Origin of the sequence: Exiguobacterium sp. SRB7LM (assembly GCF_015712685.1) — a bacterium.
Taxonomy (GTDB): domain Bacteria; phylum Bacillota; class Bacilli; order Exiguobacteriales; family Exiguobacteriaceae; genus Exiguobacterium; species Exiguobacterium profundum.
This window is the reverse complement of the sequence record NZ_VWVR01000006.1, coordinates 2,106,385-2,121,050: the sequence shown is the minus strand read 5'-3', so window position 1 is coordinate 2,121,050 and position 14,666 is coordinate 2,106,385. Positions and strand designations below refer to the sequence as shown.

The window sequence follows — 14,666 nt, the reverse complement described above, 5'->3', positions numbered from 1 at the left end:
TGAAGAGCGATGTCAGCTATAGGACATCGCTCTTTTCCTATGTGCAAATTCACATTCGATTTCGTTGACAATCGAGTTTGAGAGGAGTAATTTATTTTATATAAAGAATTGTTCCGTTTAGAACAATTCGATTCGGAACGATAAAGGAGTGAATAAGAATGACCGAGACAAATACAAATCAGGCACGGGAGATGATGCAATCATTTTGGCGTGTGCAGCGTGTCCTGATTCGTCTCATGCATCAGACGGCGCAACAAAACGATCTCACATTACCTCAACTGCACGGTCTGATGATGTTGAATGAACAGGGTGCGATTACGCAAAAGGAACTGGTTCAGCGAACGAGAATGCCAAAGAGCACGTTAAGTCAATCATTAGATGGTCTCGTGGAGAAAGGATTGATTCGTCGGGATATCAACCCGGATAATCGGCGAGAAGTTGTGTTGACCATTGACCAATCAGGTAAACGCTTGATTGAGGAGATTGAGCGACAAGAAGAAGGGACGGAATATCAATTGAATCAAATTTTGTCTCGTCTCGATCAGGATACGTATCATCATATGCTTACAGCCCATCAACATATTGCGGATGGATTGAATGAAGGGCTCACAGATTGTGAAGGAGTGTGTCGACATGATTAAGTTATTGAAACGTCTCGTTACTTATAAATGGGCTGTTCTGATGGTTTTATTGTTTGTGTTCGCGCAGTCGTTAGCAGATTTATTTTTACCGACGTTGATGGCGGACATTATCGATAATGGGGTCGTGACGGGCGATACCGGCTACATTTGGCAAATGGGCGGAATCATGCTTGGTGTGACGGGACTTGGAGCACTTGCTGCTATTGTGGCCAGTTTTTATTCTTCAAAGGCGGCGATGGGATTTGGTCGTGACTTACGAAGACGTGTGTTCAATCATGTGGAACGCTTCTCGCTTGAAGAGTTCGATCGTGTCGGGACGGCTTCGCTCATCACACGGACGACAAACGACATCACGCAAGTGCAACAGGTCATCATCATGATGCTGCGAATGGTCGTGAGTGCGCCGATCATGTTTGTCGGTGGATTGATCATGGCGACCTCGAAGGATGCGACGTTGTCTCTTGTCATTGTTGCCGCGATGCCGGTACTCGTCATCTCGATCTTCCTCATTTTTTGGAAGGCGATGCCGTTGTTTAAAAAGGTACAGAATCGATTGGACCGGCTCAATCTTGTTCTCCGAGAAAATTTGACGGGCATCCGTGTCATCCGAGCTTTCAACCGTGAAAAAGAAGAACAGGTTCGATTGACGAAGGCGAATGAACGGTTGACGGACGTCTCAATCAAAGTGAACCAAATCATGGCGTTCCTCATGCCGGTCATGATGCTCGTGATGAACTTGACGGTTGTCGGCGTCATTTGGTTCGGAGGGATTCGGATTGATAACGGTGCGATGCAAATCGGAGATTTGATGGCGTTCATTCAATACGTCATGCAAATCATGTTCGCGCTCGTCATGGCATCAGTCATGTTCATTATGGTTCCTCGGGCTTCTGTGTCTGCCAACCGGATCAACGAAGTGCTCGAGATGAAACCTTCACTGATTGATGACGGGACAAAGACTGCGGACATTGAGCAAGGGACACTCGTATTTGATCACGTGACCTTCTATTATCCGGGTGCTGAAGAACCAGCGTTATCCGATGTGAGTTTTTCAGCGAATCCAGGTGAGGTCACAGCGGTGATTGGGGGTACGGGGTCAGGTAAATCGACACTCGTCAATCTGATTCCAAGATTTTACGATGTGACGTCGGGGACAATTCGCGTGAATGGTGTTGATGTCCAAGCGGTTCCACAAGAGGCACTTCGTTCGAAAATCGGCTTCGTTCCACAAAAGGCGCTGCTGTTCACAGGTACGATTGCTGAGAACATTCGATATGGGAAGGTCGATGCAACAGTGGAAGAAGTCGTTCATGCCGCTTCCATTGCGCAGGCAAGTGACTTTATCGAGAAGATGCCAGACCGATATGAGGCTGTGATCGAACAAGGTGGGTCAAACGTGTCGGGTGGTCAAAAACAGCGTCTGTCAATTGCGCGAGCACTCGTTCGGAAACCGGATTTATATGTGTTCGACGACAGTTTCTCGGCACTTGATTTTAAAACGGATGCCGCCCTTCGCAAAGACTTAAAAGAAGAAACAAAAGATGCGACGGTGCTGATTGTTGCACAACGTGTCAGCACAATCATGGACGCCGACCGAATCATCGTTCTAGAAGAAGGAGCCGTTGCCGGAGTCGGGACACATGAGGAATTATTTGCGACGAATGCGGTCTATCAAGAAATCGTGAAATCGCAATTGTCTGAGGAGGAAATCGCATGAGTGAGAAACAAGCAAATACGCGACAAACTCATGGGGGACACGGTGGTCCAGGAGGTCCGGGCGGTGGAAATATGATGATGATGGGCGAAAAGCCAAAAGCATTCAAAGTCACGTTCCGTCGCTTGCTTGCCTATTTGAAACCACGGCGAAACACGTTGATTGCTGTGTTTGTCGCGGCGATTTTAAGTACAATCTTTATGATTGCCGGTCCGAAAATCATGGGAATCGCCATCACTGAACTGTTTGAAGGGGCATATGCGAAGTTTACAGGTGTGCCAGGGGCAGAAATTGATTTCACGAGAATCGGACAAATTTTGTCGCTCCTCGCTGGCCTTTACGTCATCAGTAGTCTATTCAACTACGTGCAACAATATTTGATGTCCGGTGTTGCCCAAAAAACGGTCTATGATTTGCGCGAAGACGTGAACAAAAAGTTAGAACGACTTCCGCTCAAGTATTATGACGGACGCTCGAACGGGGAGACATTGAGCCGGGTGACGAACGACATCGACTTGATTGGGAGTACGCTTCAACAGAGTGTCACGTCATTCATTACTTCCATCGTCACCATCATTGGGATTTTGATTATGATGCTGTCAATCAGTCCTCTGTTGACGGTCATCTCTCTTGTGTCCCTTCCGCTCACGATTTTTGCGATTCGTCCGATTTTGAAACGGTCGCAACAATATTTTTCCGATCAACAGCGTCACCTTGGACGACTGAACGGCCATGTGGAAGAGATGTATACAGGGCACGCGGTCGTCAAAGCGTTTGGTCGGGAAGAGACAGCTGTGCGTGAGTTTGACGATGTGAATGAGGAACTTTACGATGCAGGAAGGAAAGCGCAATTCATTTCCGGAATCATCATGCCGATGACGATGTTCATCGGGAACATCAGCTATGTATTGATTAGTGTCGTCGGCGGTATTTTGGTCACGCAGCGCAGCATCTCCATCGGGGACATTCAAGCGTTTATCACATATACACGTCAGTTCACCCAACCAATCACCCAGACAGCGAATATCGCGAACATCGTCCAGTCGACGGTTGCCGCGGCGGAACGTGTATTTGAACTGCTGGATGAAGAAGAAGAAGTGAAAGATGTGACGACCTATCAATTAGAACGTGCCGAAGGAAATGTCGCGTTCCGTCATGTCGATTTCGGATACGGCGACGACCTACTCATTCAAGATATGAATCTCGATGTGTTGACGGGCCAAACGGTGGCCATCGTCGGTCCGACAGGCGCCGGCAAAACGACGTTGATTAATCTCCTCATGCGTTTTTATGAGTTGAACGGTGGAGAGATATTCATCGATGGGAAAGACTCGCGTAAAATGTCGAGACAAGATTTGCGACATACGTTCGGAATGGTCTTACAGGACACGTGGCTATTCAACGGGACGATTCGTGATAACATCGCCTATGGGAAAACGGGTGCGACTGAGACGGAAATCGTCAACGCGGCGAAAACGGCGCATGCGGATGCATTCATTCGAACATTGCCAGACGGATACGACACCGTGTTGAATGAAGAGGCCAATAACATTTCACAAGGTCAAAAACAGTTGCTGACGATTGCACGAGCAGTATTGGCGAACCCACCAATCATGATTTTAGACGAAGCGACGTCGAGTGTGGATACGCGTACTGAGATTTTGATTCAACAGGCGATGAAACGGCTGATGAATGGGCGGACGAGTTTCGTTATCGCTCACCGTTTATCGACCATCAAAGATGCGGATTTGATTTTGGTTATGGACCAAGGTCGGGTCATTGAGCAAGGAACACATGAATCGCTTCTTGAAGCTGGTGGTTTTTATGAAGAACTTTATAATAGTCAGTTCGCTGAAAAAGAAGTCGTATAACTGGAATACAGGTTTTAGGGCAATGTGATTAGGCAAAAGACGTACGAGATGAGTTTCGTACGTCTTTTTATTTTGTGTAACAATTACAAATCCGTTAAAATAAAAAAATGGGATAAAAAATGGAGGAACAATTATGGTTAAAATCTTACTTGCGGAAGACGAAGAAGTGCTACGCATGCTTGTTATGGATACATTAGAAGATGAAGGATATGACATCGACGAGGCACAAGATGGAATTGAGGCCTATCGATTGATTGAAGAAAATGAATATGATTTGGTCATTGTGGATCATATGATGCCCGGCATGACAGGGCTTGAAGTGATTGAAAAAGTACGGAATTTACCAGGGCGACAAGAGACGAAAGTGATGATGTTGACGGCGAAAAGCCAACAATCTGACCGTGATTGCGCGAACGAGATTGGTGTCGACTACTTCATTTCTAAACCGTTCAGCCCACTTGAACTCGTCAAAATCATAGGAGGCATCGTGAAGTGAAAAGGTGGTTTAAACAAAAACTCGGACGCGACATCATGGTCGTCCTTTATTCCTTCCTCGTCATTGCGTTGGTCGGATCGGCATTGACTTATGTCTATATCGAGAACCGTTTGGAGGCGAACGAGGCGAGATTGCGTCAGGTCGATGAACGCGTCGACCGTCTGACGAAGATGTGGGATGAGTGGCAGGCTGACCAATATGATACACGAGGATATCTCTTGTTCGGTGACACAGCATCGCTCGAACGTTCAAGTGCGAATGAGGCGAAGTTCCAACAGGAAATCAATTGGTTCAAAACACAAGTTCAGACGCGCCAAGGAGAATTGTTCGCAGAAGATCTTCAGCAGTTCCACGACTTTTACTATGATGTGATCATTCCAGTGACGTATGAATATGCCCAAGCGCAACAAGATGGGGAAGTCACAGAGACGTTTATCGATTCTCAAACGATTGCCGAGTTGCCGACGGCTCAGCGCTTGATTGATCAAGGACTGGTCCAATTTAATCCGCAACGTGGAATCGACATCCTCGGACCGATTGATGAGGTAGAGTCTGCGCTCGGAGAATATCGTGAGTTGATGGCGTCTGAAAAAGAGGCCGTCTACGCCGAATGGCGACAGAACAACAATATGCTTCAATTCTTGTGGATCATGAGCATCGCCTCGTTCGCCGTATTGATCTTATTGTTTGTCCAGCCGTTCCTACGCCGTCAAACACGTTTGATTTCACGACTTTCCATCGCATCGAACCGCTTGTTAAAAGGGGAAATCGTTGATTTGAGCGATCAGATGAAACGGGAAGATGAAATTGGGACGATGTCTCGATCGTTCCATAAGATGGCTGAGACACTTCGTGACAATGAACGACATTTGATTGAAAAAAACCACGAGTTGCAAGCGCAACAAGAAGAATTAATTGCCCAACAAGAAGAATTGCAGGCACAGCAACAAGAACTAGAAGAAATTTTAGAACAGACGCAACAAAACGAGCAACACCTCGCGTATCGTAATGAATTGACGGAGACGTTAGCGTCACGCGATTCGCTTACGGCCTATCCGGAAATCATCGAGAAACTGGTCACGATTACAGATTCAGAGGTCGGTGCACTCGTTTTCGTGGATGAAGCGGGTACGTATCGCGTGACGAGCCACGGCTTGAACGATACTTTATCTCGTCAGTTGCTCGATAGCGAAAATTCCGTATTGACGCGCGCGATGACATTGAAGACGACGGTACACTCGTCGAAACAAGTCGCAAGCGACCATCCGCTTCCTTATCCGTACTATATGTTTGAGACGGCGGTACCGGTACATGACCCGACAGATGATTCAATCATTGCCTTCATCTACCTGGTCCGATACAAAGATCGTTTCACCCAAACCCAGATGGGCGACATCATGTCTTTCGCTCGTCAGCTCTCGCTTTCTCTCTTACGGATGCGTCTATTTGAAGAGATGAAACGGGAGAAAGGAAAGACGGAGCGAATTCTCGATTCGATTCGAGAAGCGGTCGTCTACATCGATCACTCGACGAATGACGTGTTCGTCAACCGTCCACTCTATGAGATGTTCCCTGAGTTAAGTGACGTCAGTTCACAGGACCTTGAAGAAGAAACGTGGGAAGAATGGCGGAATCGTCTTGTTGAAACGGTCGATCAAGCGGAGGACTTTACGAAGTATACGAATCGCCTGTTCACCGAAGATTTCCCACATGACAGCGTAAGCTTCTCGATTCGTAAAGGCGAAATGAACTTGCAGATGTATGCAGAGCGCATCATTGTCGGCGGACTTTCAAAAGGTACGCTTCTCGTCTTCCGAGATATCACGAGTGAGACAGAGGCGGAGCGATTGAAGAGTGAGTTTATCTCAACCATCTCGCATGAACTGCGTACGCCGCTCTCGTCCATCTATGGATTCACGGAATTGATGGTCAAAAAACAGTTGCCGAATGAAAAACAAGCTAAATACTTGGAGACTATTCACTCCGAGACGGAGCGTCTGACACATCTCGTCAACGACTTCCTGGATGTGCAGCGAATGGAATCCGGTAGTCAAATGTATGACCGGGAACAGCTTGATATCGAGCCGGTCGTCCGAGACATGTTGACGTTCTATGAGGCATCGTCATTGAAACATGAATTCGAATTGATTGCAGAAGATGCACGTCCATATGAATTATTCGTCGATTGCCAGAAGTTCAAACAGTTGATGAGTAATCTATTGTCGAACGCCGTGAAGTATTCTCCACGAGGTGGGAAAATCACGGTCGAACTTGCGCATCACGAGCAAATCGTGTCCATTAAAGTGAAAGACGAGGGAATCGGGATTCCAAGTGACGCGCTCGATCGCTTATTTGATAAGTTTTATCGTGTCGACAACTCCGACAGTCGTGAAATCGGCGGTACGGGGCTCGGATTACCGATTTGTCAGGAAATCGTCCGTGGTCACAACGGCCAAATCCATGTAGAATCGATTCAGCATGAGGGCTCGACGTTCATCGTTGAAATCCCAAGCTATGAGTACGCTGTCCAAGAGGCAGAGACGACTCCTGTATAATGTATGGGCCATCCCTTGAGGATGGCTCATTTTTTAGAATCGTTCGCTTGACCAATCGGGAGAGAGTTCGTGTACAATGAAGACTGTACAACATCATAAAGGGGGGCATTTGAATGCCACTGATTGCATTCTTGCACACGCACGTTACGAGCTGGATTTTGTTACTTATTTTGTTTGCCGTGGCCTATATCGGTTATAAGAACGGCAACAAGAGTGGAAAGATCGCACATATGGCGTTTCGACTCATGTTACTCATCGCATTCGGAACAGGACTTTATCTCTACCTTCAGTTGAATGGTGGCGGGACATTCTATCACGTGAAAATCACGGTCGGTTTATTAACTTTGATCTTCGGTGAGATGACGCTCGTCAAAGTCAAAAAGAAAAAACCGTCAAACGGATTATTTGGCGGGTTTATCGTCTTGGCACTCATTACGATTTTCATCGGCTATGCATTGCCTTATGGACAATCTTTCTTCAACAGCTTTATTCAATAAGACGTTCCCACTTCGCACACCGAAGTGGGATTTTTTTGTTTGTACACAAATTATTAGGGGAAAATAAAAAAATCAGTAATTACGACGATGAGGTGAAACGATGGATCAACAGATGATGGAATGGACACGAGTTTTACACGCACGGAAATGGATGAAACAAACTGAATCATTTTTACCCTTATGGCACGGCTATATCGGCTACAAGTTCGGACTATTCGATGCGCTTCAAGGTGGCGCGAGCATGGCGGAGATGAATTTACGTCTAAAACGCCCATTGACACAACTTGCGCTAGAGCGTTGGTTAGAAGTCGGGGTCGCCGTCCGTCATTTGAAAAAGAGAGGCTGGCGCTACTATCCGACGCGTGGATTAAAATATCAATTATCCGGTAACGATGAACGGAGCATCGGGTTCATGCTTCAAGAAATGATGGAGCTTCATATCCCCGCGTTAATCGCTTATCCGGAATTTTTAGAGTCTGGGAAGCAAAAGACGTTTGATGGAGCTGAACACGGTCAAGTCGTCGCGAAGACGTCGACACTCGTCGAAACGGTCGCATTTCCGATTGTGCAACAATTGTTACGACAGGCAAATGTCGAATCGATGCTCGATATTGGATGTGGGCACGGCGGCTACTTACGTAAACTACAAGCGCTCGAACCGAGTTGGGAACTGACAGGCATCGATTTAGAGGAAGAGGTAATCGAAGAGGCACAATCGCGAGACGAGAGTGGCGACATTCATTTCGAAGTCGCTGACTTCATGAACTGGGAAACAGAAGAGCAATTCGATGCGGTGATGATGAACAATATGCTGTATTACTTCTCACCAGAAGAACGTATCAAGTTGCTTGGGAGACTACGGGAGCGTTTAGAAGAAAAGGGTGTCGCCATTCTTGTGACCCCGCTCGCCGAAACAGCGCTCGGTGGACGATTCGCTTCCGCGTTCAATGCGTTTATGACACTCCACGATAATCTGTACCCGCTTCCGACCATTCCACGATTGCGCCGGCAGATGCAAGAAGTCGGTTTTGATCAAATCCGCTTCATCCCATTCATTCCGGAAGGTTCTTGGTATATCGTCATCGCTGAGCGAGGAAAGACGAACCTGCTCAATCAACCGATTCAAAATTGAACTTGTCTCCCGTCATTCCTATAATGATAGAGAAGCATAAGAGACTATTCACATAGGGAGTTGTTGAGTGTGTCGAAACAAAGAGTTGCCGTTATTGGGGCAGGACCAGGTGGATTGGCTGCAGCGATGCTACTGGCTCATCGCGGTGTAGACGTCACCGTATTTGAGAAACAACCGTTTGTAGGCGGAAGAACGTCGCGCTTAGAAGTAGGCGAATTTGCGTTCGACCGAGGGCCTACGTTTTTGAATATGCCTTATATTTTAGAAGAAATTTTTGAAGAGACAGGGCGTAATCTGCATGATTATGTCGAGATGAAGCAGCTGGAGCCGATGTATGATTTGTACTTCGACCGTGGGACGCGTCAACTCTCGATGACAACTGATCGTGATCAGATGTATCGCGCCATCGAAGAACAATTTCCAGGGAATGGTGAAGGTTACGAACGGTTCATGAGTGAACAGGCGATCAAACTGTCTAAATTGATGCCTGTGCTTCAGACCGCACATGACAAGCTTACCGACTATGTCTCGTTGCGCGTGCTCAAGGCACTACCGTTCCTCTCAATCGGTAAATCGCTTTATGACGTCTTGTCCGAGTACTTCACGAGCGAAGAGTTGAAGTATGCGTTCACGTTCCAGGCTAAATATTTGGGGATGTCCGCTTGGGAATGTCCGGGTGGATTCTCCATCTTGTCTTACATGGAACACGCCTACGGAGTGCATCACCCGATTGGCGGAGTGAACCAGCTGTGTCATGCGATGGCGAAAGTGATTGAAGAAGAGGGAGGCGTCATTCGTTTAGGCGAACCGGTAGAGCGTCTTCTCATGGATGATCAAAACGTGACCGGTCTCGTGTCCGGGAGTGTCCATTATGCGTTTGATGAAGTCGTGATTGGTGCTGACTTCGCACATGCGATGACGTCGCTCGTTCCAGACGGTAAACTAACGAAGTGGAATCCGACTCAACTCAAGAAGAAACGTTACTCGTGCTCGACATTCATGCTTTATCTCGGTCTCGATCACGTCTACGAGAATGTGGCGCATCACTCGATTCACTTCGCGGATGATTATGAATTGAATGTCAAAGAGATGACACAAGAATTGAAATTGAGCGAGGACTTCTCGTTTTATGTACAGAATGCCTCACGCATCGACCCGACACTTGCGCCTCCTGGCAAGTCATCGCTTTACGTTCTCGTACCGGTGCCGAACAATTTATCTGGCCTCCCGTGGGAGACGTTACAAGCGACCATGACAGAGCGCGTTCTCGACGCGCTCGAGACACGTTCCCCATACCGGAACATCCGTCAACACATCGAGGTGATGGAGGCGTTGACACCTGAGGACTGGGAAGCGTTTGGTGTATATGAAGGTGCAACGTTCAATCTAGGGCACAATTTATCGCAGATGATGTATTTCCGCCCGCATAACCAATTCGAAGAGCTCGACAACGTCTGGCTCGTCGGGGGTGGGACCCACCCAGGAAGTGGGCTTCCGACCATCTTTGAATCAGCGCGGATCACGACGAACCTTTTGCGTGACCGGGCAGGTGTCGGCCGATGAATATTAGCTTTGTCGGAGCAGGGGTCGGTACACTATATGCCGCCCTCTTATTGACGAAACGCAATCCGTCACTTCAACTCACGATTTATGAGAAAGAGGACCGGGTCGGTGGACGCTTGAACTACGTTGAATTCGATAATGGGGCGAAAGTCGATGAGGGTCCGACCATCGTCTTATTGCCGAGTAAACTGAAACAACAACTGATTGAGGCGGGTCTTCCTGAACATGAAGTGGAGTTGATTGAAGTCGATCCGCTTTACCGCTTACGTTATCAAGACGGGACATCATTCTATAAATATCGGGAAATCGAGAGACAGGCGGAAGAAATCGAACGAACTTTCGGCGAAGGAGATGCCTTCCGTCAGTACATGTCCCAAAAGAAAGAAGAGTATCGGATTGGCTTCGATACGTTTTTAGATCGTAGTTATGCCTCAAAAGCGGAGTTGTTCGAGCCTAAACTACTTCTCCTTCTCATGCGGTTAAAAGCATATGAGACGGCTCATGCGAATATGAAACGCTTCTTTGAAGACGAACGTTTACGTGTCGCCTATAGTTTACAAACGCTCTATATCGGCGGAAATCCTTATGCCACTCCTTCGTTATATGGACTCATTCCTTATCGTGAACAAGAAGAAGGAGTCTGGTATGTAAAAGGAGGATATTTTTCGCTAGCGACGAAAATGGAACAAGAGTTGAAGCGTCGAGGTGTTCGTTTCGAGATGAATGCTACCGTCAATCGTGTCCATGTCACGGACGGGGTGGCCAATGGAGTCACGGTAAATGACGAATATGTACCGTATGATGCAGTCGTCGTGAACGGTGATTTTCCACTCATGGAGCGCCTGATTGATGGTGTGACGCCAAAGACGTATGAACCGTCAAGCGGTACGTTACTCCTTTATTTCACCGTCAACGGCGAACTCGACTTACCGGTTCACCAATTCGATTTACCGAATGATTTTGAAGGATCGATGCGTACGATCTTCGAGGATGGTAAACTAAGTGAGTATCCAGCGATGTACACCTTTAATCCATCGCGAATGGATACAACCCTCGCGCCAGAAGGAACGAGTGTATTATATGTTCTTGTCCCGGTTCCTCGAAAATTGGAACGAGAAGACTTTGAGGCACAAGGGACAATCGAACACCTATTAGGAAGAATCGAGGCATTCATGCCTGATTTTCGAAAACGTGTCATCGAGATGAAAGTCCGGACACCGATGGATGCTGAGCGATTCGGATTGTTCGAAGGAGGAAGTTTTGGGATTGCACCAAAGTTATCTCAGTCAGCCGCCTTCAAACCACAAGCGAGACCATTCCCGAAAATCGAACGCCTCTATGCGGTGGGCGCATCCGTCCATCCATGCGGTGGCGTCCCCATCGTTATGATTGGGTCGCAATTACTTGTGAAAAAAATGGAAGAAGAAATGGGGGCAATGCATCGTGACGACACAAGAAGCGTATCGTCAATGTGAGGAAATCATGAAGAAGGGCTCGTTAACCTTTTACCGGGCCTTCTCTTTGCTCTCAAAACCAGACCGTCAAGCGGTCATGGCCGTATATACTTTCTGTCGCACCCTCGATGATGCGGTCGATGAATCAGACCGTCCAGAAGAGAGTTTGACAGCATTTTTGCATGACTTCGACCGCTTTTTAGCTGGTTACGACCAAGATGAAGCACTATGGGTTGCCCTTCGTGATGTGTGGAACCGTTATGACATGGACGTCGAACCATTTTTTGAATTGGCGGAAGGGATGAAATGGGACTTACATAAGTCGCGGTATGAAACGCTCGAAGAGACCGAGCAGTATAGCTATTATGCAGCGAGCACGGTCGGTCTGATGCTGCTCCCGATCCTTGTCCCAAATCAGGACGCTGCGACGACACGTCAGCTAAGGCAAGGCGCCATCGACCTTGGCATTGCGATGCAGTTGACCAATATTTTACGTGATGTCGGTGAAGATTTGAATCGAGACCGCATCTATTTACCCCGTACGATGATGCGTCAGTACGGTGTGAGTGAAGCGATGTTACACCAACGAGAAGTGACCCCTGTCTTTATCGATCTATGGGAGGCGTTGGCGAATCGTGCAGAGTTCTTGTATGAACGGGCACGCGAAACCCATCATCTGTATCCACTCGCGAGTCGAAAGCCGGTACAAGCAGCGGCTCTTCTCTATGAAGGGATTCTTGATGCGGCACGTGCGAATCGACATGACGTCTTCACAAAGCGGGCATACGTATCGACCTTACAAAAAGGAAAGTTGTTGGCAAAACTATAAGCGATTCGAATCCCTGTAGACGCTCGATGGCGTCTACAGTTTTTTGTACGCAAAAAAAACCACTTTTGGCGGGGGACCAAAAGTGGCGTAAGCGTTATGTGATTCATTCATCGGGGAAACGAATGAATCGGTTTGTGATGAAGCCCTAAAGATGTGCCGGGATTCATGGGGAATGAATCAGTTGGGACATCTTCGTCGAAACAGGATGCTTGATGGACTAAGGGGGAACATCATACGCAAGCTGTCTCAACTACGGGATACGAGTGGGGAAACTCGCTCATCACTTTTTCTCGGGTGTGACAAGTTCAAAACGCGATGAGGCTCGGGGAAGCCATTCGATCGCTACAGGTGTAACAAACGTTACAGAACTGCTTGAACTCGAATATGATATTATCACGTCTTTCAATTGTCGACAAGTGTCGAAACTCGCGTTCACAAAATGTTCATATTGTCAGAGGTATGTCCTCTAACATCGATCGTGCAGCGAATTGCCCTGAAAGCGTCACCATCGGACTGCCACCGCCAGGATGAGTCGAACCGCCAGCGAACCAGATGTTCGATACATCTGTCGATCGCGGTGCAGGTCTAAAAAATGCCCCTTTTTTCGAGTTGGCCGACGTGCCATAAAGTGCGCCATAATACGCATAAAAATCGCGAGTCAAATCTTGTGGGGTCACCCGCTTATGGTAGAGCACCTCTTCTTCTTCCCAATCCACACCGAACATACGTAATCGTCTGCGAATCAAATGCTCATACGTATCTGCATCAATTTCGGTCAGATGTGCCGGAGCATTGACGAGGATGAACAGGTTGTCTCCTGCCTCGCCCATCGATGGATCGGTTGCGGATGAATTCGAAATATAGATTGTCGGTTCGTCTGCATAACGTTCTTCTTGGAAAAGTGCTTTAAATTCCCGTTCATAGTCGTCTGAGAAATAGACGTTATGGTGTGCCAAATTCAATCGTTTGGACAATCCGACCATCATGACGAATGCGGAAATCGAAGGTTCGACGGTATCGTGTGTCGGGACTGGGAAAGATGGGCGGTCTTTCGCATCAACGAGTCGCGGGTATTGCGTCAAGAGTTCACCGTTGAGAAGAACGGCATCACACGAGATGACTTCTTGGTCATCGACGACGACCTCATGTGCTTTTCCGTTCAACACATCAATTTTCGTCACTTCATGACCGAGTCGGAACGTCACTCCGAGTTCGCTCGCCCGTTTGGCGAACCCTTTTGCGATATTCCAGTTTCCACCTTTCGCAAAATAGACACCTTCATTCAATTCCAAATGTGCGATAAGGGCGAACGTGCCTGGCGTCACGTATGGGCTGCTGCCAATGTACGTCGCATAGCGGTCGAGCGCCTGAATGATGCGTGGGTCCTTGAAATACTTCTTGTGAAGGGCGTGCAAACTTTGAAGTGGATGTACTTTGACCATGTCCGCCCAAAGACCGGGATCCAACTTTGTGTCCATTTGTGTGAAGAAGCGCTTATTCGCAATCTCGAATAGCTTTTCCGCTTCATCTAGATAGGCACGCATCTGATTGTGTTTCAACTGGTCACCGGTCAAACGCCGTACTTCGACCTCAAGTTTTGCCCGATCGGCACTGAACGTGAAGGATGACCCGTCTGTGTAGTGGTTGACGGTATGTTGATCGAGCTTGATTAACTCAAAATAGTCATCCGGATTGGCCCCACTATTTCGAATAACTGAACGAAATACATCCGGCATCGTGATCGTATTTGGACCGAAGTCGAACCGGTGACCGTCGGTGATGATGGGCATGAGTTTGCCACCGACATGTTGATTCTTTTCAATGACCGTGACGTCATAACCTCGTGCTGCGAGCGTGACGGCGGCGCTGAGTCCACCGAGACCAGCACCAATCACTACGATTTGTTTCATACAA

General features: G+C 47.6%; 11 protein-coding genes. 10 read left to right on the top strand and 1 reads right to left on the bottom strand.

All coding sequences use genetic code 11. The features are described 5' to 3' along the window. Nucleotides 1-158: 158 nt before the first annotated feature. The 10 genes from F3H97_RS11655 (at nucleotide 159) to F3H97_RS11610 (ending at nucleotide 12,752) form a co-directional block, all read left to right on the top strand. Entirely contained in the window at nucleotides 159-641 is a 483-nt protein-coding gene (locus F3H97_RS11655) for a MarR family winged helix-turn-helix transcriptional regulator (RefSeq protein ID WP_196431477.1), read from the top strand. Further along, nucleotides 634-2,358 (top strand): ABC transporter ATP-binding protein, encoded by a 1,725-nt coding sequence (locus F3H97_RS11650; RefSeq protein WP_196431476.1) that lies wholly within the window; start codon nucleotides 634-636, stop codon nucleotides 2,356-2,358. Before F3H97_RS11655 ends, F3H97_RS11650 begins: the two co-directional genes overlap by 8 nt. After that, nucleotides 2,355-4,226 (top strand): ABC transporter ATP-binding protein, encoded by a 1,872-nt coding sequence (locus F3H97_RS11645; RefSeq protein WP_304999663.1) that lies wholly within the window; start codon nucleotides 2,355-2,357, stop codon nucleotides 4,224-4,226. Before F3H97_RS11650 ends, F3H97_RS11645 begins: the two co-directional genes overlap by 4 nt. A gap of 133 nt (nucleotides 4,227-4,359) precedes the next feature. Beyond that, entirely contained in the window at nucleotides 4,360-4,722 is a 363-nt protein-coding gene (locus F3H97_RS11640; RefSeq protein ID WP_196431475.1) for a response regulator, read from the top strand. Beyond that, nucleotides 4,719-7,277, top strand: a complete 2,559-nt coding sequence (locus tag F3H97_RS11635) for a sensor histidine kinase (protein WP_196431474.1) — start codon at nucleotides 4,719-4,721, stop codon at nucleotides 7,275-7,277. Before F3H97_RS11640 ends, F3H97_RS11635 begins: the two co-directional genes overlap by 4 nt. A gap of 113 nt (nucleotides 7,278-7,390) precedes the next feature. Then, entirely contained in the window at nucleotides 7,391-7,774 is a 384-nt protein-coding gene (locus tag F3H97_RS11630) for a YisL family protein (protein ID WP_015880968.1), read from the top strand. A gap of 100 nt (nucleotides 7,775-7,874) precedes the next feature. Next, on the top strand, nucleotides 7,875-8,906 hold the full coding sequence (locus F3H97_RS11625) for a class I SAM-dependent methyltransferase (protein ID WP_196431473.1): 1,032 nt from the start codon (nucleotides 7,875-7,877) through the stop codon (nucleotides 8,904-8,906). 69 nt (nucleotides 8,907-8,975) lie between these two features. Continuing rightward, nucleotides 8,976-10,469 carry a phytoene desaturase family protein gene (locus F3H97_RS11620; RefSeq protein ID WP_196431472.1) on the top strand — a complete coding sequence of 498 codons (1,494 nt, stop codon included), beginning with the start codon at nucleotides 8,976-8,978 and terminating at the stop codon, nucleotides 10,467-10,469. Further along, entirely contained in the window at nucleotides 10,466-11,944 is a 1,479-nt protein-coding gene (locus F3H97_RS11615) for a phytoene desaturase family protein (protein WP_196431471.1), read from the top strand. Before F3H97_RS11620 ends, F3H97_RS11615 begins: the two co-directional genes overlap by 4 nt. Then, on the top strand, nucleotides 11,913-12,752 hold the full coding sequence (locus F3H97_RS11610) for a phytoene/squalene synthase family protein (protein WP_196431470.1): 840 nt from the start codon (nucleotides 11,913-11,915) through the stop codon (nucleotides 12,750-12,752). Before F3H97_RS11615 ends, F3H97_RS11610 begins: the two co-directional genes overlap by 32 nt. Before the next feature lie 443 nt (nucleotides 12,753-13,195). Here the strand turns inward: F3H97_RS11610 and F3H97_RS11605 are convergent, their stop codons facing one another. Continuing rightward, complete coding sequence (locus F3H97_RS11605) at nucleotides 13,196-14,662, bottom strand: phytoene desaturase family protein (RefSeq protein WP_196431469.1); 1,467 nt, start codon at nucleotides 14,660-14,662, stop codon at nucleotides 13,196-13,198. Nucleotides 14,663-14,666: the final 4 nt, after the last annotated feature.

Excerpts from the sequence above, each read along its gene's own strand:
- F3H97_RS11655 (WP_196431477.1), top strand. The coding sequence starts at position 159 with ATGACCGAGACAAATACAAATCAGGCACGGGAGATGATGCAATCATTT.
- F3H97_RS11650 (WP_196431476.1), top strand. The coding sequence starts at position 634 with ATGATTAAGTTATTGAAACGTCTCGTTACTTATAAATGGGCTGTTCTG.
- F3H97_RS11645 (WP_304999663.1), top strand. The coding sequence starts at position 2,355 with ATGAGTGAGAAACAAGCAAATACGCGACAAACTCATGGGGGACACGGT.
- F3H97_RS11640 (WP_196431475.1), top strand. The coding sequence starts at position 4,360 with ATGGTTAAAATCTTACTTGCGGAAGACGAAGAAGTGCTACGCATGCTT.
- F3H97_RS11630 (WP_015880968.1), top strand. The coding sequence starts at position 7,391 with ATGCCACTGATTGCATTCTTGCACACGCACGTTACGAGCTGGATTTTG.
- F3H97_RS11625 (WP_196431473.1), top strand. The coding sequence starts at position 7,875 with ATGGATCAACAGATGATGGAATGGACACGAGTTTTACACGCACGGAAA.
- F3H97_RS11615 (WP_196431471.1), top strand. The coding sequence starts at position 10,466 with ATGAATATTAGCTTTGTCGGAGCAGGGGTCGGTACACTATATGCCGCC.
- F3H97_RS11605 (WP_196431469.1), bottom strand. The coding sequence starts at position 14,662 with ATGAAACAAATCGTAGTGATTGGTGCTGGTCTCGGTGGACTCAGCGCC.